Origin of the sequence: Humibacter sp. RRB41 (assembly GCF_022761015.1) — a bacterium.
Lineage (GTDB): Bacteria > Actinomycetota > Actinomycetes > Actinomycetales > Microbacteriaceae > Humibacter.
In genome coordinates, this window is sequence record NZ_JAKWJQ010000002.1 from 369,193 (window position 1) to 393,964 (window position 24,772).

Here is a 24,772-nt window from a genome sequence, read left to right on the forward strand (position 1 = left end):
CTCCCTGCTACTTCGCGCTCGCGTCGGCCGCGACCGGCGCCTTGGATCTGGTGGCGAGCACCTTGCGATCGTGCTTCTTGATGGCGGCCTCGCCTCGGCGGAGGTCGGCATACAACGGTGCCGCAATGAAAATCGTCGAGTACGTGCCGATCAGGATTCCGATGAAGAGTGCGAGCGAGATGTCACGAAGCGTGTCGGCGCCCAGCACGAACGCACCGATGAAGAGGATCGCCCCGACCGGCAGCGCCGCGACGACGGCCGTGTTGATCGACCGCACAAGCGTCTGGTTCACGGCGAGGTTCACTGACTCTGTGAAGGTGTGTTTCAGACCTTCGCTGTCGCCCCTGGTGTTCTCACGGATCTTGTCGAACACCACGACGGTGTCGTAGAGCGAGTAGCCGAGAATCGTCAGGAAGCCGATCATCGTCGCGGGCGTGATCTCGAAGCCGACCAGCGCGTAGATGCCCGCCGTGATGATCAGGTCGTGGAACAGAGAGATGATCGCCGCTGCCGACATCTTCCACGTTCGGAAGTACAGCGCCATGGCGATGAACGCCAGGAGCAGGAAGACGACGAGGCCCTGGATCGCCTGTCGTGAGACGTCGGCACCCCAGCTCGGGCCGATATACGTCGAAGCGACCTGGGACTGCGGAACGCCGTACGCGGCGCCGAGGTTCGCCGCGACAGATTTGGTCTGGTCGGTGGTGAGCTGGTCGGTCTGCACCCGAACGCCCTTGCCGTTCGTGCCGTTCGTCACGCTGACCTGCACTGTCGCGTTCGCCTTGACCTCGTGCACGGCCTGCTGCGCCAGGGTCTGGTCGGTCGTCGTGACGTCGGACACGGTGAACTGCGAGCCGCCGCGGAAGTCGATGCCGAAGTTGAAGCCGCCCTTGGCGATCGGGATGATGATCGACGCGATGACGAGGACGATCGCGACCGAATACCAGATCTTCTGCTTGCCGACGAAATCGATCGAACGTGCGCCGGTGTAGAGATCGTTACCGAACTTCTGGAAGCGTGTGGCAGCCATCAGGACTCCTTCTCGTCCTTCTTGGCGTCGCTGCCGCCGGAGGCGACGAGTTCGGCCTGCTTGCGTTCGGCGATGGTCTGACGACGTTCGGCCTCTTTACCGCTGGCTGCACGCTTCGAATCGCTCACGCCCGGTGCGGTGCGGAACTGCGCCGCGCCTCGGTACACAGCACCCAGCGCGGTCGGATCGAGACCGGACCACCGATTCCCGCTGGAGAAGAAGCGGGTGCGCGCGAGCAGCTGCAGGGTTGGATGAGTGAACAGAATCACGATCAAGACGTCGAGCACGGTCGTGACGCCGAGTGTGAACGCGAACCCTTGCACGTTGCCGACGGCAAGCACGTACAGCACGATCGCCGCGAGCAGGTTCGTCGACTTCGAGGCGTAGATCGTTCTTCGTGCACGTTTCCAGCCCGCCTCGACGGCGGACTCGAGACTTCGCCCATCGCGCAACTCATCGCGTATTCGTTCGAAGTACACGATGAAGGAGTCGGCGGTGAAACCGATGGCCACAATCAGACCGGCCACACCGGCAAGCGAAAGTCGGTAGTCGATTCGCCAGGACAGGATCGCGATCACCAGATAGGTCAGCAACGCGGCGACGACCAGCGACGTGATCGTCACCAGGCCGAGCAGCCGGTACTGGAACAGGGTGTAGATGACGACCAGCAGAAGTCCGATCGCGCCGGCGATCAGACCGCTGAGCAGCTGAGCGGAACCAAGCGTCGCCGAGATCGTGTCGGAGCTCTGCACCTTGAAGCTCACAGGAAGGGCGCCGAACTTCAACTGATCGGCCAGGCTCTGCGCAGAGGTCTGGTCGAAGCTGCCGGTGATCTGCGGCTTGCCGTTGGTGATCGCACCTTGCATCGCCGGGGCGGAAAGAACCTTGCCGTCGAGCACGAACGCGAACTGGGCACGCGGGTCGGTCGAGTCGGCGCTGTAGAAGCCGTACAGGCGCTCGCTCACGTTGGTGAAGTCCTTGGTCCCCTGGCCGTTGAAGACCAGGTTCACGGCCCACTGACCGGTGGTGTTGCCGCTCGAGTCGGTCACGATTCCGGCTGTCGCGTTCGAGATGTCGGAACCCTCGACCTCGACGGGCCCGAGCAGGTACTTCACGCTCAGGTCGTCGTCGCACGTGATGAGGGGCTTGTCCTCCGGCGCGATGTTGGTCGTCGCGTTCTTCAGCGACGAGCACTTGAAAGCGTCGTATTCCGCCTGGAGGGCAGGCGTCACCCATGAAGTGTCGCTGCCATTCGTCGGTTTGGCGGTCGGGGTCGACTGGAGGGTCGGTGCCGGAGACGGGTACGCGGTGGTCTTGCCGTTTGAACCGACGAACGTGTTCGTCGGCCCGCCGGTCAGGAGCACGGGCCGAAGCTCGAGCTTCGAGGACGACTTGATGCGGTTCAGCGTCGCCTGGTCAGGGGTGCCGGGGATCGAGACGACGATATTGTCGCTGCCCTGCGTGCTCACCTGCGCCTCGGACACACCAGAGGCGTTGACCCGCTCACGGATGATCGAGACCGCTTGGTTGAGCTCGTCCGCGGTGACCTTCTGGCCACCGGCGAGTTGCGGCGCGAGGATGATCTCGGTGCCGCCCTCGAGGTCGAGTCCCAACTTGGGCGCCCACGAAGCGGAGGAGAACAGCACTCCCCCGCCGAGAACCAGCACCAGCGCGACGACGATCACGCCGAGCCAGGTCAGTGAGCGCGAGGCATTCCTCGCAGGAGACGACTTTGCCACGAAGGGACTCAGCTTTCTATGCTCGCGCGGGCGCCGTCGATGGCGCCAGCACGGGAGAGGGATCTACTCGTCGGTCTTCTTCGACGGTGCGTCGGCATCCTCGATCCGCTCGCCGTATGCCGGCTTCTCGTCGATGGCTGGAGTCTCTGTGGTCGACGCCGCGGCATCCGCCGGGCTCTCCTCTTCGGTGACCTCAGGGGAGGTCTCGACGCGACCGATGGTCTGACGGTGCACGGTGAGGATGTGTCCGGGGCTGGTCTCGAGCTCGACCTTGTTGGTCTCTTCGTCGATCGACACGATGGTCCCGAAGACCCCGAAGTTGGTCATGACAGTAGCGCCGGGCACCACCTGCTTCTGCAGTTCGGACGCCTGCTTCTGCCGCCTCCTGCTGCTGCGGAACATGAAGAAGATGAGGGCGGCCAGGATGACGACCATGACAACGGTCAGGATGTTCTGATCCAAGTTGGAAAACCTTCCGGGGATGAGGGGGCGCGGGACAACCACCTCATACGCATGGGGGCTGCAAGCTACCTAGGATTATAGGTCATCCGTGAACAGTGCTTGCTGCGCGTCAGCCGGGGGCTTCCTCGGTGTTCCGAAGTGCTGCCACGCCATCGCGGTGGCCACGCGACCGCGCGGGGTGCGCGACAACAGACCGATCCGGACGAGGAACGGCTCGACGACCGACTCGATCGTGTCCGCCTCTTCCCCCACCGAGACCGCGAGGGTGCTGAGCCCGACCGGCCCGCCGTCGAATCTGGTCAGAATCACCTGCATGACGGCTCTGTCGATGCGGTCCAAGCCGAGTTCGTCGACGTCGTAGAGCTCGAGGGCGGCCCGAACTGCGTCCAGATCGGCGCGTCCGCCGTGCACCAGGGCGAAGTCGCGCACTCGCCGCAGCAGGCGGTTGGCGATGCGCGGCGTCCCACGGCATCTGCCGGCGATCTCTGCGATGGCCTCGCGGTCGATCTCGAAGTCGAGGAGGGTCGCCGCACGCACCAGCACCTGCTCGAGCTCGGCGTCGTCATAGAACTCGAGGTGGGCGGTGAAGCCGAACCTGTCGCGCAAGGGGTTGGGCAGTAAGCCGGATCGCGTTGTGGCACCCACCATCGTGAACGGCGCGAGATCGAGCGGAATCGACGTCGCCCCAGCCCCTTTGCCGACCATGATGTCGATGCGGAAGTCCTCCATCGCGAGGTACAGCATCTCTTCGGCGGATCGGGCCATGCGATGGATCTCGTCGATGAAGAGCACTTCACCGGGCATGAGAGAGGAAAGCAGCGCAGCCAGATCTCCCGCGTGCTGGATGGCAGGGCCGCTCGACATGCGCAGATTCCTGCCGCTCTCGTGCGCGACGATCATGGCGAGTGTCGTCTTGCCGAGGCCGGGAGGACCGGCCAGCAGAATGTGGTCCGGTGTTCGATCCTGCATGCGCGCCGCGGTGAGCAGCAGTTGCAACTGGCCGCGAACCTTCGACTGTCCGACGAATTCGCCGAGGGACTTCGGCCGTAGAGCGCCCTCGAATGCCAGCTCGGCTTCGGACTGCGCCTGAGGTGCGGTCAGGTCGTCGCTCATACCTGCTGCCTCGCCGTCGGACCGAGGCGTGACAACGCGAGCCTCAGCAGCGCCTGCACGGTGTCGCGCTCCGGTTCGGCGTACTCGTCGGTGATCTCGCGTATGGCGTCGGACGCGGTGCGCTCCGGCCAGCCGAGACCGACCAACGCGATGACCACACTGCCAGCGACATCCGTGCTGGGAATCTGGGCGACCGTCTGCACCGGCTTCGCGGGGGCGAAGAGCTTGCCCGTGAGCGACACGACGATGAGCTTCGCCGTCTTCGGACCGATCCCCGACACCCTGCGGAAGGCCGCATCGTCGTCGGAGGCGACGGCCATCGCGATCTCGTCTGGCGAGAGTTCGGCGAGCACACCGAGCGCGGACTTCGGGCCGACGCCCGACACCCCGATCAGCGCGTCGAACACGCCGAGGTGTTCTCGAGCCGGAAAGCCGAAGAGCGACACCGACTCCTGGCGCACCACCATCGATGTGTGCAGGGTCGCTTCCTCGCCGACGCGCAGCGAGCGTGCGTATCCCGGCGTCACCTGCACGGCGTAACCGACTCCCCCGACGTCGATGACGGCCATGCCGTCGGATGCCTGCAGCACGATTCCGCGAAGGGAGGAGATCACCTCGTCAGCCTACGGGGCGCGGACGACGCTCCCGTGGCCTTCTCTGCGGCGCGCCATGCCTGCTGGGCGGCGGTGAGCGTGCCGGTGCTCTGGCTCGCCGACCCGATCGGGGTGCGCCACGCGTGGCAGATGGCGATGGCGAGGGCGTCGGCTGCGTCGGCGGGCTTGGGGATGTCAGCCAAGCCGAGCACGCGGGCCACCATGTTCTGCACCTGCCGTTTGTCTGCCGACCCGTAGCCGGTGATCGCCGCCTTCACTTCGCTGGGGGTGTGAAGGCCGACCGTGAGACCGCGGGCCGCAGCAGCGTGGAGCGCGACGCCGCTGATCTGAGCGACGCCCATCACGGTTCGCACGTTGTGCTGGGCGAAGACCCGCTCGATCGCGACGGCGTCGGGACTGTGCTCGTCCATCAGCGCTTCGATCCCGCGTCCCACCGCGAGGAGACGGCGCTCGAGCGGCATGGCGGCATCCGTGCGGATGACCGTGACTGCAACCAGCGTCGCACGACGATCCGGCGTGACGTCGACGACGCCGACACCACAGCGGGTGAGTCCGGGGTCGATCCCGAGCACCCGCACGACGGATGCCTTACTCGTCGTCTTCGAGCTCGGCCTGCACCTCGGGGGTCAGATCGAGATTGGTGTAGATGTTCTGCACGTCGTCGGAGTCTTCGAGGGCGTCGATCAACCGGAACACCTTGCGGGCGGTCTCGGCGTCCGCCTCGATCTTGACCTGGGCCACGAACTCGACGTCGGCCGAGTCGTAGTCGATGCCGGAGTCCTGAAGAGCCGTACGCGTAGCGACCAGATCGCTCGCTTCGGTGATCACCTCGAATGAGTCGCCCTGCGAAGCGACCTCCTCCGCGCCCGCGTCGAGCACAGCCGTGAGGACGTCGTCTTCGGTCGTTCCCTCACCGGGAACGACGATGACGCCCTTGCGGTGGAAGTTGTAGGAGACGGATCCGGGATCGGCCATCGTGCCGCCGTTGCGGGTCATCAGAGTGCGCACGTCGGCCGCAGCACGGTTCTTGTTGTCGGTGAGGCACTCGATCAAGAGAGCGACGCCGTTGGGTCCGTACCCCTCGTACATGATCGTCGCGTAGTCGACCGACTCACCACTGAGACCTGCACCGCGCTTGATGGCCCGATCGATGTTGTCGTTCGGCACGGAGGTCTTCTTGGCCTTCTGCACCGCGTCGACGAGGGTGGGGTTGCCGGAGAGATCGGCGCCGCCGACCTTCGCTGCGACCTCGATGTTCTTGATGAGTTTGGCGAACGACTTCGCACGGCGCTGGTCGATGACCGCTTTCTTGTGCTTGGTCGTCGCCCACTTGGAATGCCCGGACATGTCTCTCCTGCGTAGAAAACCTTGGGTGCTCGAGCGCACCGCCCAGCCATTGTAGGTCAGGGCGTGGCGCTGGCGGTGTCGGCCACGGCGCGGACGCGTCGCAGGAAATACTCGTGGAACACCGTATTACCGGTCATTTCGGGGTGGAACGAGGTGCCGATCAGATTGCCCTGTTCGACGGCGACGACACGCCCGTCGCCCAGCGACGCGAGCGTGGTCGCCGCGTCGCCGACCGACTCGACGATCGGTGCTCGGATGAACACCGCATGCATCGGCTCGTCTGCAACCGACGGAACCGACAGCTCGGTCTCGAACGACTCCAGCTGCGACCCGAAAGCATTTCGCCGAACCGTGACGTCGAGCCCTCCGAGCGTCTGCTGCCCAGGGCTCGCGTCTTCCACACGGTCGGCGAGCATGATCAGACCGGCGCAGGTGCCGTATACCGGCATCCCGGAGCGGATGCGCTGCCGTAGCGACTCGAAGAGTCCGAACGACCGCGCGAGCTTGTCCATCACGCTCGACTCGCCACCGGGGATGACGAGTCCCTGCACCTCATCGAGCTCACTCGGTCGTCGAACCGGAACGACGTCGGCGCCGAGACCCGAGAGGACCCGCACGTGCTCGCGCACGTCGCCCTGAAGCGCGAGAACGCCGACCTTCGGATGTTTCGCCGTCACCACCCGCGCTCGGCCAGTCGGTGCGGCGCGGGCAGATCGCCCACGTTGATGCCGACCATCGCCTCGCCCAGTCCGCGCGACACTTCGGCGATCACCGACGGGTCGTCGTAGAACGTCGTCGCCTTCACGATCGCCGCGGCACGTTGTTCGGGATTGCCGGATTTGAAGATTCCGGAGCCCACGAACACGCCATCAGCACCAAGCTGCATCATCATCGCGGCATCCGCCGGCGTGGCGACGCCGCCTGCGGTGAACAGCACGACCGGAAGCTTGCCGGTGGACGCGACCTCGGCCACCAGATCGTGCGGCGCCTGCAGCTCCTTCGCCGCGACGTAGAGCTCGTCCTTCGTCATCGACTTCAGGGTGTTGATCTCGCTCGTGATCTGGCGGATGTGCTTCGTCGCCTCTGAGACATCCCCCGTTCCGGCCTCGCCCTTGGACCGGATCATCGCAGCGCCCTCATTGATGCGCCGGAGCGCTTCACCCAGATTGGTCGCGCCGCACACGAACGGGACTGTGAACTGCCACTTGTCGATGTGGTTCACGTAGTCGGCAGGCGAAAGCACTTCGGACTCGTCGATGTAGTCGACGTCGAGAGCCTGCAGAACCTGCGCCTCGACGAAGTGGCCGATGCGCGCCTTCGCCATCACCGGCACCGAGACCTCGGCGATGATCGCCTCGATCAGATCGGGATCGCTCATCCTGGCCACGCCGCCCTGGGCACGGATGTCCGCAGGGACTCGCTCGAGGGCCATCACGGCGACGGCGCCGGCATCCTCGGCGATCCTGGCCTGTTCGGGCGTGACGACGTCCATGATGACGCCGCCTTTGAGCATCTTGGCCAGCCCGCGCTTCACACGGTCGGAGCCGAACTGCTGGGTCGGGTTGGTGTCGGTCATGAACCACAATCCTAGGCGTGCCGGATGGAGGCGGATGCGCCGGGACGGCGGGCGTGAGGAGCGGCTTCGCCCCCTCGGCATGGGAGGATCGTGCGGTGATGATCCTCTCCATCCAGTCGGCAGTGGCATACGGACACGTCGGCAACTCGGCGGCGGTTTTCCCTCTTCAGCGGATCGGCGTCGAGGTGCTGCCCGTCTACACGGTGAACTTCTCGAACCACACCGGCTACGGCGCGTGGCGTGGGCCGCTCATTCCGCCCGACGAGGTCGCCGACGTGATCACAGGTATCGAGGAGCGCGGGATCTTCCCCGAGATCGACGTCGTGCTTTCCGGCTATCAGGGCGGCGAAGGCATCGGCGACGTCATCCTCGATGCGGTCGCTCGAGTGAAGGCGGCGAATCCGAACGCGATCTACGCGTGCGACCCCGTGATGGGCAACGCCGACACGGGGTGCGTCGTGGCCCCGGCGATCCCGATCCTGATGCGCGATCGCGTGGTGCCGCACGCCGACATCATCACTCCGAACCAGTTCGAGCTGGGCTTCCTGACGAACACGGATCCCTCCACGCTCGAGGAGACTCTCCTGTCCGTCGACCTCGTTCGAGCAACGGGGCCGTCGGTGGTGCTGGTCACCAGCGTCCTGCGCCCCGACAGGACCGATGGCACCGTCGAGATGCTCGCCGTCGATGCGAACGGAGCCTGGATCGTGCAGACACCGCTGCTCCCGATCACGGTCAGCGGGTCGGGCGACGTCACAGCAGCACTGTTCACGGCGCACTATCGGGGTACGGGCGATGCGGGAGACGCCCTCGCCCGCACGACTTCGAGCGTGTTCGACCTCATGGCGACCACTCACGAGCGGGGCGGCCGCGAGCTCGCGCTGGTCGAGTCGCAGGAGTTCTACGCCCACCCGCGCATGCAGTTCGGGGTGCACCGCATTCGCTGAGCCGGGCTAGCGCGGCCAGGCATCCGCGATCGACTGACGCATCTCGCCGAGCAGCTGCGGCAAGGCCTTCGTCTTGGCGATGATCGGCAAGAAGTTCGCGTCCGCCTGCCAGCGCGGAACCAGGTGTTGATGCAGGTGCGATGCGATGCCGGCGCCGGCGATCTCCCCTTGATTCATGCCGATGTTGAAGCCGTCGTTGTGCGACACGAGACGGATGACCCGCATGGCGGTCTGCGTGATCGTGGCGATCTCGTCCGTCTCCTCCGGCGTCGCCTCGTCGTACAGCGACACGTGACGGTACGGACACACCAGCAGGTGCCCGCTGTTGTACGGAAAGAGGTTCAAGAGCGCGTACGCGTGCGTTCCGCGGTGAACGATCAGTGCTTCCTCGTCCGACAGGGTCGGGGCGACGCAGAAGGGGCAGTCATCGCTGTCCGGACGCTGCTGCCCTCGTTCGATGTAGACCATGCGGTGCGGGGTCCACAAGCGCTGGAACTCGTCAGGCACGCCCGCCAGATGGGCAGCGTCTTCGACGCTTACTCCGTCCACGCCGTGACCACCTGGTCATGCTCGCGAATGGAGAGCAGGATGCGCTCGACGGCGTCATCGATGGGCACGCCGTTCAACTGGGTGCCGTCTCTGAACCGGAAGCTCACCGCTCCGTTCGCGCGATCCAGCTCTCCCGCGATCAACTGGAACGGAATCTTCTGCGTCGTGGCGTTACGGATCTTCTTCTGCATGCGATCGTCCGAGCGATCGACCTCGACTCGAACGTCGTGCGCGCGCAGCCGGCGTGCGATCTCCTCGAGATACGGCGCGTACTCGTCAGCGACTGGGATGCCGACGACCTGCACAGGCGCGAGCCAGACAGGGAACGCGCCTGCATAGTGCTCGAGGAGGATCGCGAAGAAGCGCTCGATCGACCCGAGTAGCGCCCTGTGGATCATCACGGGCCGCTGGCGGGTGCCGTCCGCTGCTGTGTACTCGAGCTCGAACAGTTCGGGCTCGAAGAAGTCAAGCTGCACGGTGGAAAGCTGCCAGGTGCGACCGATCGCATCCTTGGCCTGGACCGAGATCTTCGGACCGTAGAACGCGGCTCCTCCCGGATCGTCGACGAGCTCGAGGCCGGACTCGAGTGCAACCTGACGCAGGGTCTCGGTCGCGTCTTCCCAGACCGCGTCGTCGCCGACGTACTTGTCCGGATCCTTCGTGGACAGCTCGAGGTAGAAGTCGTTCAGGCCGTACCCGCGCAGGGTCTCGAGCACGAGTTCAAGCTGCGTGGCGATCTCGGCTTTGACCTGGTCGGGGGCGACGTAGGCGTGCGCGTCGTCCTGCGTCAGACCGCGAACGCGGGTCAGCCCTGAGAGGGTTCCGCTCTTCTCATAGCGATAGACGGTGCCGAATTCTGCGAGCCTCAACGGCAGCTCACGATAGCTGCGCCCACGCGCCCTGAAGATCAGGTTGTGCATCGGGCAGTTCATCGGCTTGAGGTAGTAGTCCTGGCCCTGCTTGACGATGTTGCCGTCGGCATCCGTCTCCTCGTCCACGTGCATGGGAGGGAACATGCCGTCCGCGTACCACTCGAGGTGCTTGCTGATCTCGTAGAGGTGCGCCTTGGTGATGTGGGGCGTGTTGACGAGTTCGTACCCGTTGCGCAGCAGCTGGGAGCGCAGGTAGTTCTCGATCTCGTACCGGATGACGCCGCCCTTGGGGTGGAACACCGCGAGACCGGAGCCGATCTCGTCAGGGAACGAGAACAGGTCGAGCTCCGCGCCGAGCTTGCGGTGATCGCGACGCGCAGCTTCCTCCATGCGGGTCTGGTACGCGCGCAGCTCGTCCTTCGTCGGCCACGCTGTGCCGTAGACACGCTGTAGTTGCGGGTTCTTCTCGCTCCCCCGCCAGTACGCGGCGGCGACCCTGGTGAGCGTGAACCCGTTTCCGATCTGACGAGTGCTCGGCAGGTGCGGTCCGCGGCACAGATCTTTCCAGAGCACCTCGCCCGTCTTCGGGTCGACGTTGTCGTAGATCGTCAGCTCGCCGCCGCCCACCTCGACGTTCTCGTTGTCTTGACCGAGGGCATCCGCGGATGCCGAACCGCCCTTGAGACCGATCAGCTCGAGCTTGTACGGCTCGTCGGCGAGTTCGGCGCGCGCCTCGGCGTCGGTGACCACTCGGCGCACGAAGCGCTGGCCCTGGCGAACGATGCGGTCCATCGCCTTCACGAGCGCCTTGAGGTCGTCCGGAGTGAACGACTGCTCGACATCGAAGTCGTAGTAGAACCCGTCGGTGACGGGAGGGCCGATGCCCAGCTTCGCCTCCGGGTTGATGGACTGCACCGCCTGCGCGAGCACGTGAGCCGTCGAATGGCGCAGGATGTTCAGACCATCCGCCGAGTCGATGGTCACGGGAATCACGTCGTCGTCCGTCGTGATGGTCGTCGCGAGGTCCTTCAGCTCGCCGTTGACGCGCATGGCGACAACGGAACGGTCGGGAAAGAGCTCGAAACCGTCCGGCACTGTTCTACTCCTGAAGGCGTGATGAAAAGGGATGCTTTTCAACTTTAGTGCGCGGGGCGATGGCGCTCTGACGCGTCGTCCGCTCCCGGAGTGCGCCGACGCTCCTAGCGACTCGTGCCAGGCTGGACAAGAAAAACCCCGGCCACGTGCCGGGGTTCCATTGTGCGCGATACTGGGATCGAACCAGTGACCTCTTCCGTGTCAGGGAAGCGCGCTACCGCTGCGCCAATCGCGCCTGTAAAGGCTGTTGCTTTGTCCGGCCGGAACCGGGAGTGGAGGTGGCGACGGGATTCGAACCCGTGTATACGGCTTTGCAGGCCGCTGCCTCGCCTCTCGGCCACGCCACCGTGTGTGGGTTCGTGTGTGGCTTCCCACTACCTTGTACCGGCGTTGCCGCCGACTCACACTCGAGCGGATGACGAGATTCGAACTCGCGACCCTCACCTTGGCAAGGTGATGCGCTACCACTGCGCCACATCCGCATTTCACATCGCATTTCTGCGTGCTTTGAAACTGTAGCCGATCATCCGACGGATGTTCAAACTGAGCGCCTTGTGTGTCGGACTCCCGCGCACGTCATCCATCGACGCGCCCGAGCCGGCCGCGTCGATGTGCGTCGGGTCACCAAGGTCCGCTAGTATCGGTAGCCGCGGCACCGAGAAATCGGACGCCATGCGGGCGATTGGCGCAGTTGGTAGCGCGCTTCCTTCACACGGAAGAGGTCATCGGTTCGAGTCCGGTATCGCCCACAGGAACCCCTGATGAATCGGGGGTTTTCGTGTTTCTGGAGCTCCGCTTCGTCCCGATGCAACGCGAAAGGAGCGCCGCCGAAGCGACGCCCCTTTCGTCAGTGAGCTGAACGATCAGGCGTTCTCGAGTGCGTAGCCCTCCTCGCCGTGGACGATGGTGTCGACACCGGCGATCTCGTCCTCGGTCTTGATGCGGAAGCCGATCGTCTTCTGGATGACCCAACCGATGGCGTAGGCCAGCACGAACGAGTAGATCATCACAGAGAAGGCGCCGATCGCCTGCGCACCGAGCTGCTGGAAGCTGCCACCGTAGAGCAGGCTGGTGAACTTGCCGTCGACCTGCGTGAATCCGAAGATTCCGATGTACAGCGTTCCGATCAGGCCGCCGATGAGGTGGATGCCGACCACGTCGAGAGAGTCGTCGAAGCCGAGCTTGAACTTCAGGTCGATCGCGACGGCGCAGACGGCGCCGGTGATGACGCCGAGCACGATCGCCCAACCGGGCGTCAGGATGTTACAGGCCGGAGTGATGGCCACGAGACCGGCAACGGCACCGGATGCCGCGCCGATCGACGTCGGCTTGCCGTCCTTGATCCTCTCCACGATGAGCCAGCCGATGGTGGCGGCGGCCGGTGCAGCGAGCGTATTGATCCAGGCGATCGCCGCGACGCCATCAACGGCCGCTTCCGATCCGGCGTTGAATCCGAACCAGCCGAACCACAGCAGAGCGGCACCGAGCAGAGTCAGTGGCACGTTGTGCGGCTTGCTCATGCCCTTCTGGAACCCGACGCGCTTGCCGAGGACGAGTGCAAGGGCGAGACCCGCTGCACCGGCGTTGATGTGCACGGCCGTGCCGCCCGCGAAGTCGTTGACGTGCAGCGTGCTGTTGATCCAGCCGTTGCCGAGGTTGAACACCCAGTACGCGACCGGGAAGTAGACGACGGTGACCCAGACGCCGGCGAAGAGCATCCAAGGGCCGAACCGAGCGCGGTCGGCGATCGCACCGGAGATCAGCGCGACGGTGATGATCGCGAAGGTCGCCTGGAAGCCTGCGAACGCGAGTCCGCCGAGATCTGGGGTGATGCCGTCCTTGCCGAGGAGACTCGAAAGACCCCAGTCTGGGGTGCCGAGCCAGCCGGGGATCAGCGGCTTGCCGAACGCGAGTCCGTAGCCGTACAGAACCCACAGAACAGCGACGATCGCGATCGCGCCGAAGCTCATCATCATCATGCTGATGACGCTCTTCGCCTTGACCATGCCGCCGTAGAAGAACGCCACTCCGGGCGTCATCAGCAGAACGAGCGCCGCTGCTACGAGCAGCCACAGCGAGTTCACGCCGTTTGCTGCGTCGTAGGCGGCCGCTGTGTGCAACAACATAGGGTCTCCCTCTCAATGAGTACGGTGTCGCCATCACCGCTCGGCTTCGGGTGCCGGTCTTGACTTGGTGAGGTGTCGTCAGTCTGCTGCCGACAGATTTCGCGGGAGAGGTTGGGTTGTTGCGGCGGCGTTACGGGGATCGCCGCCATGTAAACATCGTGTTTCCGGCAGCGGTGAGATCTCCGCCGGTTCGTGGTCAGTCGTGCGGAGGGAGCTCGCCGGCGGTCAGTGCTATGAGACGCGAGACGGCGCGTAGATACTTCTTGCGGTATCCGCCCTGAAGCATCTCGGCGTCGAAGACGTCGTTCAGCGGGATGCCCGTTGCGACGATCGGGATCTCCGCGTCGTACACCCTGTCGATGAAGGCGACGAACCGGAGCGCCTCCATCTGATCGTGCAATTGCTCGACGTCGGCCAACGCGATCACGTCGACGCCGGCGATGACTTTGACGTACTTCGACGGATGCACTGTCGCGAGATGGTCGATCACGTCACGGAACCGGTCGGCCGTCACATGCTCGCCGCGCGTGTTCATCGCCTCGACAACGCGATCGAACGTCTCGTTGCCGACAGTTGCGGCCTCACCGGAGATATCTCGTCGCCGGTAATCGAGACCATCGATGCGCACCGTCTCGAAGTGCGACGAGAGCGATTGGATCTCACGCAAGAAGTCGGATGCAGCGAAACGGCCCTCGCCGAGCGCCTGTGGGGGCGTGTTGGAGGTGGCCGCGATCTTCGTTCCGCTGGAGACCAGCGCACCCAACAACCGCGTCATCATCATCGTGTCGCCCGGGTCGTCCAGTTCGAACTCGTCGATGCAGATGAGCCTGGAACCGCGCAACAGGTCGATCGTCGGCTGAAAGCCGAGGGCGCCGACAAGCGCCGTGTATTCGATGAAGGTCCCGAAGTATTTCGGTGCTGGGGCAGAGTGCCAGAGCGCGGCCAGCAGGTGGGTCTTTCCCACGCCGAAACCGCCGTCGAGGTAGACACCCGGCTTGTGCTCGACCTGCTTCTTTCTGCGCCACCCGAAGAAGCCGCCGGGCTGAGGCGGTTCCCAGCTCTTCGCGAACGACTGCAGTGTGCGAACGGCCCCGGTCTGCGACGGAAAGTCCCGATCCGGTCGGTACGAGTCGAACGTGGCAGTGTGGAACTGCGGTGGAGGAACGAGTTCTCCGGCGATCTCCTTACCGGTGATCGTCGGCACCACATCGACGAGGCGAGAGGCATCGGGAAGCGGGTGCGCTGACATCTGTTCCTTTGTGTCGAAGTCTTACCGTGCCCCTGCGCTCTGCAACGGGGGTGCGTAAGTTCGCTTCAGGGACGAGGACCAAGCCTAATGCCCGCACACGAAGGCGCCTGTTCACGCAGAGAACCGGCATCCATGAGGAGGAAATCATGACCGTCGGATTCGACGATTCCGCGACGTTCGCCGACTACGCGCACCCGGAGCGCCTGGTGAGCACTGAATGGCTGGCCGAGCACCTTGGAGAACCTGGCCTGGCGGTCGTGGAGTCCGACGAAGACGTGCTGCTCTACGAGACGGGTCACATCCCCACCGCGGTCAAGATCGACTGGCATACCGACCTGAACGACCCTGTGCTCCGTGACTTCGTCTCGGCGGAGCGCTTCGCCGAGCTTCTCGGTCGCAAGGGGATCTCCCGCGACACAACCGTGGTCGTCTACGGCGACAAGAACAATTGGTGGGCTGCGTACGCGCTGTGGATCTTCACGCTCTTCGGCCATGAAGACGTGCGTCTGCTCGACGGCGGGCGTGACAAGTGGATCGCGGAGGGACGCGAGATCGTCACCACGACCTTCGCGCCCGAGCCTGCTGAGTATCCGGTCGTTCAGCGCGACGACAGCACGATCCGCGCCTTCAAGGACGATGTGCTCGAGCATCTCGGGCACGGTCCCCTGATCGACGTTCGGTCACCCGAGGAGTACAGCGGAGAGCGCACCGAGATCCCGGGCTATCCGAGCGAGAGCGCGCTGCGGCCCGGCCACATTCCGTCCGCGGCGTCTGTGCCCTGGGCACGTGCGGCGGCGCCGGACGCCACCTTCAAGTCCCGCGAGGAGCTCGACGGCATTTACAAGGGAGAGGCAGGGTTGCGGGAAGGCGACGATGTCATCGCCTATTGCCGTATCGGCGAGCGCTCGAGCCACACCTGGTTCGTGTTGACCCACCTGCTCGGATTCGAGAACGTGCGCAACTACGACGGTTCGTGGACCGAGTGGGGCAGCGCGGTGCGTGTGCCGATCACCACGGGCACCGAGCGTGGCGAGGTCCCGACGGCCTGACGCCGAAGGTGTCCGCGCGCGCCGCGTGCACAGGTGAGAAAATGGATGCCTCATGACGACGACAGCGCTCCCCACCGCTCTGAAGGAGATCAAGGACGAGTTCCTCGCTCTCGAGGTTCCCGATCGCCTGCAGCTGCTGCTCGAGTTCTCGAACGAATTGCCCGAGCTGCCCGAGCGGTACCGCGACCACCCAAACCTCTTCGAGCGGGTGATCGAGTGCCAGTCCCCTGTGTTCATTTTCGTCGAGGTGGGTGACGACGACATCGTTCAACTCCACGCGACGGCCCCTCGTGAGTCGCCGACCACTCGCGGATTCGCCTCGATACTCGCTCAGGGTCTCGCCGGGCTCACTGCCGACGAGGTGATTGCCGTGCCCGACGACTACCCGCAGGAACTCGGGTTGTCCCAGGCCGTTTCACCGCTGCGCGTTCGAGGCATGACGGCACTGCTCGGTCGTACGAAGCATCAGGTGACGCTCAAACGTCACAGCTAGGTCTCACTCCTGCTGCTCGTCCAGTGCACCGAGCCAGCTGCTGATCGCGTCGGTCCACGCGTCCCTGTCGTAGTTCCAGAGTTTCGTGTGCTTCGCCTCGGTGAACGGGACGAACGTCACGATGTCCGGGCGCAGATCCGCGAGGTGATGCGATCCGCCGGCGGGCACGTATCCGTCGTCGTCGCTGTGCATGAGCAGAACGGGCGTGCTCAGTTCGTGTGCGCGCACGGTGAAATCGAGCCCGCCCAGCCCGATCGGCGAGTCCTGTCCGACGAGCCCGGTCGCCCACCCCGAATCGAGGAGCACGAGGGCGCCGCGAGTGACGGGCTTCGGAAGCTTCATGCCGTTGGCCTGATACTCCAGGGTCTCCACCCAGTCGACCACGGGCGAGTCGAGCACGATCCCCCGCACGCTGTCGGCACGTGGCGAGCGGATGGCCGACTGCAGCACGATCGCTCCGCCCATCGACCAGCCGAACAAGACGATGTCGTGGGCGCCGTGCTCGAGGGCGAAAGCGATCGCGGCATCCACGTCGTTCCATTCCGTGGCCCCAAGGGCGTAGCGTCCGTCGCCGCTGGACGGCGCATCGCCATCGTTGCGGTAGCTGATCGCCAGGCTGGTGTATCCCTTCTCGCGAAAGACCGGGATGGCTCGCAAGGTCTCCTGACGCCGAGCGCCTCGTCCGTGAACGTGGATCGCCCAGTGACCGGTGTCTTCCGAAGCCCGGAACAACCACGCGGGCGCGGTGCCACCGTCCACGGGGATGTCGACGCTTTCGACCGGAAGCCCGAGCTCGTCGGCCGCCGTGTAATACCAGCCGGTGAGCCTGCCACGGCGTGCGGAGGCGAGATCGCCCCACTCCACCGATTCGACGGCGCGGATGACGGCGCCGTCGGGATCGAATCCGAGAATCTCACCGAGCCTCGCATATCCGCGATCGTCGGAGAACCAGAGGCCGTATCGCCCTGCAACCGTCAAGGTGTCTGCCGTGCCGGCGAGTGTCACGGCAGTCAGATCCGAGGCGACCGAACGGATGTAGACATCCTGCTTGCGTCGTCGCGACGGTGTCACGACGGTCTTCGCGACGAGCGTCGCGGCCGTCGCGTATGCGGCGGCCGCCGCTGCTCCGATCGCGATCAGAACCGCGAACGGCACGATGACCCTGCCAAGCCGATGGCCCACACGAACTCCCCTCGCAGCGTCAGGCACCAGACGCATCCGGCGTGCCTGACGTGAACTCCCGAGCCGAAACTCTAGTCTGCGAGGGTGTCTCCTTCTCCCGCGACCCCCGGTGTTCCCGCGGAGTTCGCCGTGGCGGCAGCGGCGGTGCGTTCGGCGGATTCGCGCGCAGAACTGACCCTGGACGAGATCCCAGCGCCCACCGGTCTCGCCCCGTATGCGGTCGCTCTCTCCGCCGACATCACGCCTGCGAGGCACGACGGGGGGGATTCCGAACTCGGCACCGGCCGCCTGGTTCTGCTCTACGATCCGTCGGAGCCGGCGGAGTGGGGCGGGCGGTTCCGGATCGTGTGCTTCGCTCAAGCGCCGCTGGAGACCGACATCGGTCTCGATCCGTTCCTCGCCGACGTCACGTGGTCCTGGCTCGTCGACGCTCTCGACGAGCGCGGCGCCGACTACACGTCGGCATCGGGTACAGCGACCAAGATCATCTCGACCGGCTTCGGGGAACTGGCACGACAAGGCGACGGCGCCCAGATCGAACTTCGGGCGTCATGGACTCCGCATGGGCTCGACCTCGGCGCGCACGTGGAAGCCTGGGGTGATCTGCTGTGCATGCTCGCCGGCATCCCGCCGCTGCCGGACGGAGTGCGGCTCCTCACCCATCGGAGAGCAACGCGTGACTGACTACGACGTCGTCGACTCGCCTTCGAAGTACCGCGACGCCGTCGACGCGCTCCGCTCGGGCACGGGTCCCGTGGCCGTCGACGCGGAACGAGCTTCGGGGTTCCGGTACTCGCAGCGTGCATACCTCATCCAGATGTTCCGGCGCGACTCCGGCGTCTTTCTGTTCGATCCTCCGGCAGTGGGCGACTTCACCGAGCTGCAGGATTCGCTCGGACAGGTCCCATGGATCCTGCACGCCGCCAGCCAAGACCTTGCCTGCCTTCGGGAGGTCGGCCTCGATCCTGTGACCATCTTCGACACGGAACTCGGCGCCCGTCTGCTCGGCTTTCCCCGGGTCGGACTCGGCACCATCGTGGAAGAACTGCTGGGCATCCATCTCGCTAAGGAGCACTCCGCTGCCGACTGGTCGACGCGCCCACTCCCCCAGCCCTGGCTCACCTATGCAGCCCTCGACGTCGAGTTGCTGGTGGATCTGATGGAGGCCGAGCAGAAGCTGCTCGTCGACAACAGCAAGGTCGAGATCGCCGATCAGGAATTCGCGTACGAGCTCGCACGCAAACCCAAGCCGAATCGTGCCGAGCCGTGGCGTCGTCTCTCCGGCGTGCACTCGATCAGAGGACTTCGCAATCTCGCCGTCGCACGAGAGCTCTGGCTGGCCAGAGACGAGTTCGCCAGGGAGAAGGACATAGCCCCTGGACGCCTGCTCCCGGATGCCTCCATCACCGCCGTCGCCCGCACGATGCCCGCGACGAAGCGCGACCTCTCGGCGTTCCACGAGTTCTCCGGAAGGGCGAGTCGCACCGAGATAGATCGGTGGTGGGATGCCGTCGAGCGCGGCACGACCACGGAGGATCTGCCGGTGCTGCGGGCGGCGGGCGAGAGCATCCCTCCGCCGCGGGCGTGGGCCGACCGGAATCCCGAAGCGAACCTTCGACTGCGCGGGGCACGTGCAGCGGTCGTCGAGGTCGCAGACGAATTGCTTCTTCCTGTCGAAAACCTGTTGTCACCCGAGACGCTACGACGGCTCGCCTGGTCCCCGCCGGAGCCAGTCGACGCCGATTCGATCGCCGACGCCATGCGCGAGGCCGAGGCGCGACCATGGCAGGTGGAAGCCACGGCTGCGACCATCGCTGAGGCCTTTGTCGAAGCGGACCAATCGCCCGTCGAGGCCGAGGAATCCGGTTCGTAGGTTCGCCCAATCGATTCTCCGCACTCAGGCACGGTTTCTAGGATCGTCACCAGACCTGATCATGGGAGGCGAAGTGGCCGAAAGAGCTGATGTTCTGTTCGTCGACGGGGTGAGAACCCCCTTCGGACGCGCGGGCGACAAGGGCATGTACTGGAACACTCGAGCGGACGACCTGGTGGTGAAGGCCATCGTGGGGCTGCTCGAGCGCAACGCAGGACTGCCGAAGGACCGCGTGGACGACGTCGCGATAGCAGCGACCACCCAGCAGGGTGACCAGGGGCTGACCCTAGGGCGCAGCGCGGCCATCCTCGCCGGGCTTCCGACCACGGTGCCTGGCTTTGCGATCGACCGGATGTGCGCCGGCGCCATGACAGCGGTCACGACGACCGGATCCGGCATCGCGTTCGGCCAGTACGACGTCGTGATCGCAGGTGGTGTCGAGCACATGGGACATCACCCGATGGGCCAGGGCGTCGATCCGAACCCGCGCTTCCTGTCCGAGAAGCTGGTGGATCCCGCAGCACTCAACATGGGCAACACGGCTGAGCGACTGCACGACCGCTTTCCCAACCTGACGAAGGAGCGCGCCGATCGGTTCGGCATGCTCAGCCAGCAGAAGGTCGCCGCGGCGTACGCGGCGGGCAACCTTCAGCCCGACCTGGTGCCGGTCTCATACCGCACGGAAGAGGGCTGGGGACTCGCGACCGAGGACCAGGGCATGCGCCCCGAGACGACGATGGAGGGACTCGCGGGACTCAAGACGCCGTTCCGTCCGCACGGCAGGGTGAGCGCAGGCAATTCGTCGCCGCTCACCGACGGAGCGACTGCCTCGCTGCTCACCTCGTCTCGTGCGGCGAAGGAGTTCGGTTTGGCGCCGAAGATGCGCATGGTGAGTTTCGGGTTCGCCGGCGTCGAGCCCGAGGTCATGGGCATCGGCCCGATCCCCTCGACGGAGCGCGCCCTCAAGAACGCCGGACTATCGATCGACGACATCGGACTCTTCGAACTGAACGAAGCGTTCGCCGTGCAGGTGCTCAGCCTGCTCGACCACTTCGGCATCGACGACGAAGACCCGCGGGTCAACCAGTGGGGCGGCGCGATCGCGATCGGACATCCGCTGGCAGCCTCAGGTGTGCGCCTGATGATCCAGCTGGCCAGGCAGTTCGAGCAGCACCCCGAGGTGCGGTACGGCCTCACGGCGATGTGCGTCGGCCTCGGCCAGGGCGGCTCGGTCATCTGGGAGAACCCGCACCACGCGAAGTACGGAAAGTGAGCACCAGAGTGACCGACTACTCGACCATCGATTTCTCCGATCTCGCCGCGTTGACCGATGACGAGGTGGTCACGCACAGCTTCGTGCGGGACGTTCCGCTGGCATCTGGCAAGACGCTGGCACTCGTCACTCTCGACAACGGGCGCGATCACACCAGGCCGAACACGTTCGGCCCGGTCGGTCTTCTCGAGCTGGCTAAGACGTACGACGATCTCACCGCGCGAGCGGCGCGCGGTGAGATTCACGCGGTCGCGACGACCGGAAAGCCCTTCATCCTCGCTGCCGGCGCCGATCTGACGAAGGTCGCAGAGATCCCTACGCGAGCCATCGCCAAGAAGATGGCCCAACTGGGGCACTTCGTGCTCAGCAAACAGGCGAGGTTCGGTGTTCCGAGCTTCGTGTTCATCAATGGTCTCGCTCTCGGCGGCGGGCTCGAGCTTCCGCTGAACGCTGATTATCGAACCGTCGACTCCTCGGCGGCCGGGATCGCCCTCCCCGAGGTGTTCCTCGGACTGATCCCGGGTTGGGGTGGCACCTTCCTGCTGCCGAACCTGATCGGCATCGAGAACGCGCTCAAGGTCGTCATCGAGAATCCGCTCAAGCAGAACCGCATGCTGAAGGCTCAGGATGCCTTCGCCCTCGGCATCGCCGACCGCATTTTCGCCCCGGTGAACTTTCTCGAAGACTCCATCAAGTTCGTCGACGGGGTGCTCGGCGGCGCGGAGAAGGTCGAGCGCAAGAACACGCCGGGCAAGCTCGAGCGGATGGCGAAATGGGACATCGCGATCAAGATCGCCCGCGACACCGTCTCGTCGCGGCTGGGCACCGTTCCGCTGTCGCCGTTCAAGGCGCTCGACCTGCTGAAGGCGGCGAAGAGCAACGACAAAGAGGCGTGCTTCGCTCTCGAGGACGACGCACTCGCCGATCTGATCGCCGGCGACCAACTGCAGGCATCCATCTACGCCTTCAACCTCGTTCAGAAGCGCGCGAAGCGCCCGGCCGGCGCTCCGCCGAAGGAACTCGCCAAGAAGGTCACCAAGGTCGGGGTACTCGGCGCCGGATACATGGCGAGCCAGTTCGCCCTGCTCTTCCTCCGTCGGTTGCAGGTGCCCGTGATCATCACCGACATCGATCAGCAACGCGTCGACAAGGGCGTCGCCTCCATCATCGACGAGATCGGCAAGCTGTTCGACAAGGGCCGCATCTCGTCCGACGAGGCAAACAGGCTGCGGGCGCTCGTGCACGGCACGACCGACAAGACCGAGTTCGCGGACTGCGACTGGGTGATCGAGGCAGTGTTCGAAGAGCTCGGCGTGAAGCAGGATGTCTTCGCCGAGATCGAGAAGATCGTGAGCCCGGAGGCGGTGCTCGCCACCAACACGTCGAGCCTCTCGGTCGAGAAGATCGGCGCGAAGCTCGAGCATCCCGAACGGCTCGTCGGTTTCCACTTCTTCACGCCGGTGGCCGTGATGCCGTTGATCGAGGTCGTGAACGCGCCGCAGACTGATGACGCGACCCTGTCGACCGCGATGGTGACAGCAGCCAAGCTGCGCAAGAACGCGGTCATCACCGCCGACACCCCCGGCTTCGTGGTGAACCGGGTGCTCGCGAAGCTGCTGGGAGAGGCGATGTACGCCGTTGACCACGGCACACCATTCGACGTGGTCGACAAGGCGATCGCGCCGCTCGGGCTTCCGATGGCGCCCTCCGTACTGCTCGACCTCGTTGGGCTCAAGGTGGGTGCGCACGTGCTCGATACGCACCATGAGGCGTTCCCCGACAGGTTCTACCGCAGCGAGAACCTGCACAGGCTCGCCGACTACGGAAAGCTCCTCGAGAAGGATTCGAAGGGCAACGTGAAGGGCTTCGACAAGGGTGCGCTGAAGATCATCACCGTCGAAAAAGCTCCGTTGACCGAGGAGCAGATCCTGACGCGCCTGCAGGACGGCCTCGCCGACGAAATCCACCGGATGCTGTCCGACGATCACGTCGTCGCAGCCCCAGAGGACATCGATCTCTGCATGATCCTCGGAGCAGGCTTCCCCTTCCAGATGGGCGGAATCACGCCGTATCTGGATCGCGTGGGCGCCAGCGAGCGTGTGTTCGCCGACACGTTCCACCACCCGGTGATCCGTGGAGTCGGCCTGTAGACGCTTCACCGACGGATGAGGGCCCCGAGCGTTGCTCGGGGCCCTCATCCGTTTCGATCAGTCCTTGGCGTGAGCGATGATCGGCTGCGCGCCGGTGTCACCCGAAACGCCTCTGGCGTACGGAAGCTTCGAGCCCAGAACCATCCCCATCACGTCCTGCGCGATCTGCTTCGGCGTCATGCCGGTGCGCTCCAGGATGTCTGCTCTCGAACCGTGCGCGAGGAACTCGTCGGGAAGCCCCACCTCGGTGACCGCGGTGTCCACACCGGCTTCACGGAGGTCCTGGCGGATGCGCGTCCCGATTCCGCCGACCCGGATGCCGTCCTCGATGCAGACGACGATCCTGTGGTGTGACGACAGTTCGACCACGCTCGTCGGAACGGGCACCACCCAGCGCGGGTCGATCACCGTCGAGCTGATCCCCTGCGCCGCCAGTCGCTCAGCGACGTCGAGGCCCGTTGTCGCCATGCCGCCGACGGTGACCAGGAGCACGTCTCGCCCGTGATCTTCGCGCAGCACGTCGACACCGTCGGCGGTACGTCTGAGTGCCTCGATCGGTGACGGGATGACCCCTTTGGGGTAGCGGACGACGGTCGGGGCATCCTGCACAGCAACCGCCTCGCCGAGCTCCTCCCGCAACCGCTCCCCGTCGCGAGGGGCTGCGATGCGAATGCCGGGCACGACCTGCAGTGTGGCCAGATCCCAGATGCCATGATGGCTCGGGCCGTCTGGGCCGGTCACGCCAGCACTGCTGAGCACGAACGTGACGCCCGCGCGGTGCAGGCCGACATCCATCAGAACCTGGTCGAATGCGCGATTCATGAACGTCGCGTAGAGGGCGACGACCGGATGCAGCCCGCCGAACGCCATGCCGGCGGCGCTCGTCGCTGCGTGTTGCTCGGCGATGCCGACGTCGTGAACGCGCCCCGGAAAACGTTCGGCGAAGAGGTGGAGGCCGACGGGGCGCAGCATCGCGGCGGTGATGCCGACGAGCCGGTCATCCTGCTCTGCGAGTTTGACGATCTCCTCGGCGAACACGGACGGCCATGAGGTGCCGCTCACCTGCTCGATCGGCTCGCCGGTCTCCGGATCGATCGGGTTGACGCTGTGGAACTGGTCTGCGACATCGCGCAGAGCCGGCTCGTAGCCGCGCCCCTTCTCTGTGATCGCGTGAACGATGACCGGGGCGTCGTACTCCTTGGCCTGTTCCATGGCCTCGACGAGAGCCTCGATGTCATGCCCCTGTACCGGGCCGATGTATTTGATGTCGAGGTTCGAGTACAGCGCCTCGTTGTTGCTGAAGCGCGAGAGAAAGCCGTGCACGCCGCCGCGGACGCCGCGGTAAACGGCACGCCCAGGCGCACCGAGCTTGTTGAAGGCGGCTTGACTCGTGAGATAGAGGCTCTTGTAGCCCCGCCTGGTACGCACGCCGTTGAGGAATCGGGCCATGCCGCCGATCGTCGGAGCGTAGGAGCGCCCGTTGTCGTTGACGACGATGATGAGCCGCCGGTCGTTGTCGTCGCTGATGTTGTTCAGCGCTTCCCAGGTCATGCCGCCGGTGAGCGCTCCGTCGCCGACGACCGCGATGACGTAGCGATCGCCCTGGCCGGTCATCGTGAAGGCGCGTGAGATGCCGTCCGCCCACGACAGTGAGCTGGATGCGTGCGACGATTCGACGATGTCGTGCACGGACTCCGAACGCTGCGGGTATCCCGCGAGCCCGTCAGTCTTGCGCAGCGTGCTGAAGTCCTGTCTGCCGGTGAGCAGCTTGTGCACGTACGACTGATGGCCGGTGTCGAACACCATGGCATCGTGCGGGGAATCGAAGACCTTGTGCAACGCGATCGTCAGCTCGACGACGCCGAGGTTCGGGCCCAGGTGTCCGCCTGTCTTGGCCACGTTCGCGATGAGGTACGCGCGCACCTCTTCGGCGAGCTGCACGAGCTGTTCCTTCGAGAGAGAGTCGAGGTCCCGGGGACCTCTGATCGTCTCGAGAAGGGTCATACCTGCCGCCTTTCACTTCTGCTCATCGA

General features: G+C 65.1%; 22 protein-coding genes and 4 tRNA genes. 8 read left to right on the top strand and 18 right to left on the bottom strand.

What is annotated here, in order from left to right:
- Positions 1-7 precede the first annotated feature (7 nt).
- The 9 genes from secF to pdxS form a co-directional block, all read right to left on the bottom strand.
- Complete coding sequence (gene secF / locus MJ603_RS07550; protein WP_243063078.1) at positions 8-1,030, bottom strand: protein translocase subunit SecF; 1,023 nt, start codon at positions 1,028-1,030, stop codon at positions 8-10.
- Positions 1,030-2,769 carry a protein translocase subunit SecD gene (secD, locus tag MJ603_RS07555; RefSeq protein WP_243063079.1) on the bottom strand — a complete coding sequence of 580 codons (1,740 nt, stop codon included), beginning with the start codon at positions 2,767-2,769 and terminating at the stop codon, positions 1,030-1,032. The genes secF and secD overlap by 1 nt, the downstream gene beginning before the upstream one ends.
- A 63-nt stretch (positions 2,770-2,832) precedes the next feature.
- Complete coding sequence (gene yajC, locus MJ603_RS07560) at positions 2,833-3,231, bottom strand: preprotein translocase subunit YajC (protein ID WP_243063080.1); 399 nt, start codon at positions 3,229-3,231, stop codon at positions 2,833-2,835.
- A 75-nt stretch (positions 3,232-3,306) separates the two neighbouring features.
- The gene (ruvB, locus tag MJ603_RS07565) at positions 3,307-4,344 is read right to left on the bottom strand and encodes a Holliday junction branch migration DNA helicase RuvB (protein ID WP_243063081.1); all 1,038 of its coding nucleotides are present in this window, start codon (positions 4,342-4,344) and stop codon (positions 3,307-3,309) included.
- Positions 4,341-4,958: a Holliday junction branch migration protein RuvA gene (gene ruvA, locus MJ603_RS07570; protein ID WP_243063082.1), complete on the bottom strand. Its 618-nt coding sequence runs from the start codon at positions 4,956-4,958 to the stop codon at positions 4,341-4,343. Before ruvA ends, ruvB begins: the two co-directional genes overlap by 4 nt.
- The gene (gene ruvC / locus MJ603_RS07575) at positions 4,955-5,536 is read right to left on the bottom strand and encodes a crossover junction endodeoxyribonuclease RuvC (RefSeq protein WP_243063083.1); all 582 of its coding nucleotides are present in this window, start codon (positions 5,534-5,536) and stop codon (positions 4,955-4,957) included. The genes ruvA and ruvC overlap by 4 nt, the downstream gene beginning before the upstream one ends.
- A 10-nt stretch (positions 5,537-5,546) precedes the next feature.
- The gene (locus MJ603_RS07580) at positions 5,547-6,305 is read right to left on the bottom strand and encodes a YebC/PmpR family DNA-binding transcriptional regulator (RefSeq protein ID WP_243063084.1); all 759 of its coding nucleotides are present in this window, start codon (positions 6,303-6,305) and stop codon (positions 5,547-5,549) included.
- A 56-nt stretch (positions 6,306-6,361) separates the two neighbouring features.
- Positions 6,362-6,985 carry a pyridoxal 5'-phosphate synthase glutaminase subunit PdxT gene (gene pdxT, locus MJ603_RS07585; protein ID WP_243063085.1) on the bottom strand — a complete coding sequence of 208 codons (624 nt, stop codon included), beginning with the start codon at positions 6,983-6,985 and terminating at the stop codon, positions 6,362-6,364.
- The gene (gene pdxS, locus MJ603_RS07590; RefSeq protein ID WP_243063086.1) at positions 6,979-7,881 is read right to left on the bottom strand and encodes a pyridoxal 5'-phosphate synthase lyase subunit PdxS; all 903 of its coding nucleotides are present in this window, start codon (positions 7,879-7,881) and stop codon (positions 6,979-6,981) included. The genes pdxT and pdxS overlap by 7 nt, the downstream gene beginning before the upstream one ends.
- A 95-nt stretch (positions 7,882-7,976) precedes the next feature.
- On the opposite strand from pdxS, the gene pdxY reads away from it, so the two are divergent.
- Positions 7,977-8,828, top strand: a complete 852-nt coding sequence (pdxY, locus tag MJ603_RS07595) for a pyridoxal kinase PdxY (RefSeq protein ID WP_243063087.1) — start codon at positions 7,977-7,979, stop codon at positions 8,826-8,828.
- A gap of 6 nt (positions 8,829-8,834) precedes the next feature.
- On the opposite strand, the gene MJ603_RS07600 is transcribed toward pdxY, so the two are convergent.
- From MJ603_RS07600 to MJ603_RS07620, 5 genes are all read right to left on the bottom strand, one after another.
- Entirely contained in the window at positions 8,835-9,377 is a 543-nt protein-coding gene (locus MJ603_RS07600; RefSeq protein WP_243063088.1) for an HIT domain-containing protein, read from the bottom strand.
- On the bottom strand, positions 9,365-11,344 hold the full coding sequence (thrS, locus tag MJ603_RS07605; protein ID WP_374230858.1) for a threonine--tRNA ligase: 1,980 nt from the start codon (positions 11,342-11,344) through the stop codon (positions 9,365-9,367). Before thrS ends, MJ603_RS07600 begins: the two co-directional genes overlap by 13 nt.
- Before the next feature lie 163 nt (positions 11,345-11,507).
- Positions 11,508-11,579: transfer RNA gene (locus MJ603_RS07610), tRNA-Val, on the bottom strand.
- A gap of 38 nt (positions 11,580-11,617) precedes the next feature.
- Positions 11,618-11,691: transfer RNA gene (locus MJ603_RS07615), tRNA-Cys, on the bottom strand.
- A 63-nt stretch (positions 11,692-11,754) separates the two neighbouring features.
- Positions 11,755-11,826: transfer RNA gene (locus tag MJ603_RS07620), tRNA-Gly, on the bottom strand.
- Between the two features lie 194 nt (positions 11,827-12,020).
- Between MJ603_RS07620 and MJ603_RS07625 the strand changes: the two genes are divergently transcribed.
- Positions 12,021-12,093 (top strand) — tRNA-Val (locus tag MJ603_RS07625).
- A 114-nt stretch (positions 12,094-12,207) separates the two neighbouring features.
- On the opposite strand, the gene MJ603_RS07630 is transcribed toward MJ603_RS07625, so the two are convergent.
- Both MJ603_RS07630 and zapE read right to left on the bottom strand, forming a co-directional pair.
- Positions 12,208-13,470 (bottom strand): ammonium transporter, encoded by a 1,263-nt coding sequence (locus MJ603_RS07630; protein WP_243063089.1) that lies wholly within the window; start codon positions 13,468-13,470, stop codon positions 12,208-12,210.
- 196 nt (positions 13,471-13,666) lie between these two features.
- Positions 13,667-14,719, bottom strand: a complete 1,053-nt coding sequence (gene zapE / locus MJ603_RS07635; RefSeq protein ID WP_243063090.1) for a cell division protein ZapE — start codon at positions 14,717-14,719, stop codon at positions 13,667-13,669.
- A gap of 146 nt (positions 14,720-14,865) precedes the next feature.
- Between zapE and MJ603_RS07640 the strand changes: the two genes are divergently transcribed.
- Both MJ603_RS07640 and MJ603_RS07645 read left to right on the top strand, forming a co-directional pair.
- Positions 14,866-15,768, top strand: coding sequence for a sulfurtransferase (locus MJ603_RS07640; protein ID WP_243063091.1), 903 nt, complete (start codon positions 14,866-14,868; stop codon positions 15,766-15,768).
- A 52-nt stretch (positions 15,769-15,820) separates the two neighbouring features.
- Positions 15,821-16,261 carry a SufE family protein gene (locus tag MJ603_RS07645; RefSeq protein ID WP_243063092.1) on the top strand — a complete coding sequence of 147 codons (441 nt, stop codon included), beginning with the start codon at positions 15,821-15,823 and terminating at the stop codon, positions 16,259-16,261.
- A 3-nt stretch (positions 16,262-16,264) separates the two neighbouring features.
- Here the strand turns inward: MJ603_RS07645 and MJ603_RS07650 are convergent, their stop codons facing one another.
- Positions 16,265-17,443 carry a S9 family peptidase gene (locus MJ603_RS07650; protein WP_243063093.1) on the bottom strand — a complete coding sequence of 393 codons (1,179 nt, stop codon included), beginning with the start codon at positions 17,441-17,443 and terminating at the stop codon, positions 16,265-16,267.
- A gap of 84 nt (positions 17,444-17,527) precedes the next feature.
- Here MJ603_RS07650 and MJ603_RS07655 point away from each other — a divergent pair, with 84 nt between their 5' ends.
- The 4 genes from MJ603_RS07655 (at position 17,528) to MJ603_RS07670 (ending at position 22,739) form a co-directional block, all read left to right on the top strand.
- Entirely contained in the window at positions 17,528-18,127 is a 600-nt protein-coding gene (locus MJ603_RS07655; protein WP_243063094.1) for a DUF3000 domain-containing protein, read from the top strand.
- The gene (locus tag MJ603_RS07660; protein ID WP_243063095.1) at positions 18,120-19,316 is read left to right on the top strand and encodes an HRDC domain-containing protein; all 1,197 of its coding nucleotides are present in this window, start codon (positions 18,120-18,122) and stop codon (positions 19,314-19,316) included. The genes MJ603_RS07655 and MJ603_RS07660 overlap by 8 nt, the downstream gene beginning before the upstream one ends.
- A gap of 73 nt (positions 19,317-19,389) precedes the next feature.
- Positions 19,390-20,589, top strand: coding sequence for a thiolase family protein (locus MJ603_RS07665; RefSeq protein ID WP_243063096.1), 1,200 nt, complete (start codon positions 19,390-19,392; stop codon positions 20,587-20,589).
- A gap of 8 nt (positions 20,590-20,597) precedes the next feature.
- Positions 20,598-22,739, top strand: a complete 2,142-nt coding sequence (locus MJ603_RS07670) for a 3-hydroxyacyl-CoA dehydrogenase NAD-binding domain-containing protein (RefSeq protein WP_243063306.1) — start codon at positions 20,598-20,600, stop codon at positions 22,737-22,739.
- A gap of 57 nt (positions 22,740-22,796) precedes the next feature.
- On the opposite strand, the gene dxs is transcribed toward MJ603_RS07670, so the two are convergent.
- The gene (gene dxs / locus MJ603_RS07675) at positions 22,797-24,743 is read right to left on the bottom strand and encodes a 1-deoxy-D-xylulose-5-phosphate synthase (protein WP_243063097.1); all 1,947 of its coding nucleotides are present in this window, start codon (positions 24,741-24,743) and stop codon (positions 22,797-22,799) included.
- Positions 24,744-24,772 lie beyond the last annotated feature (29 nt).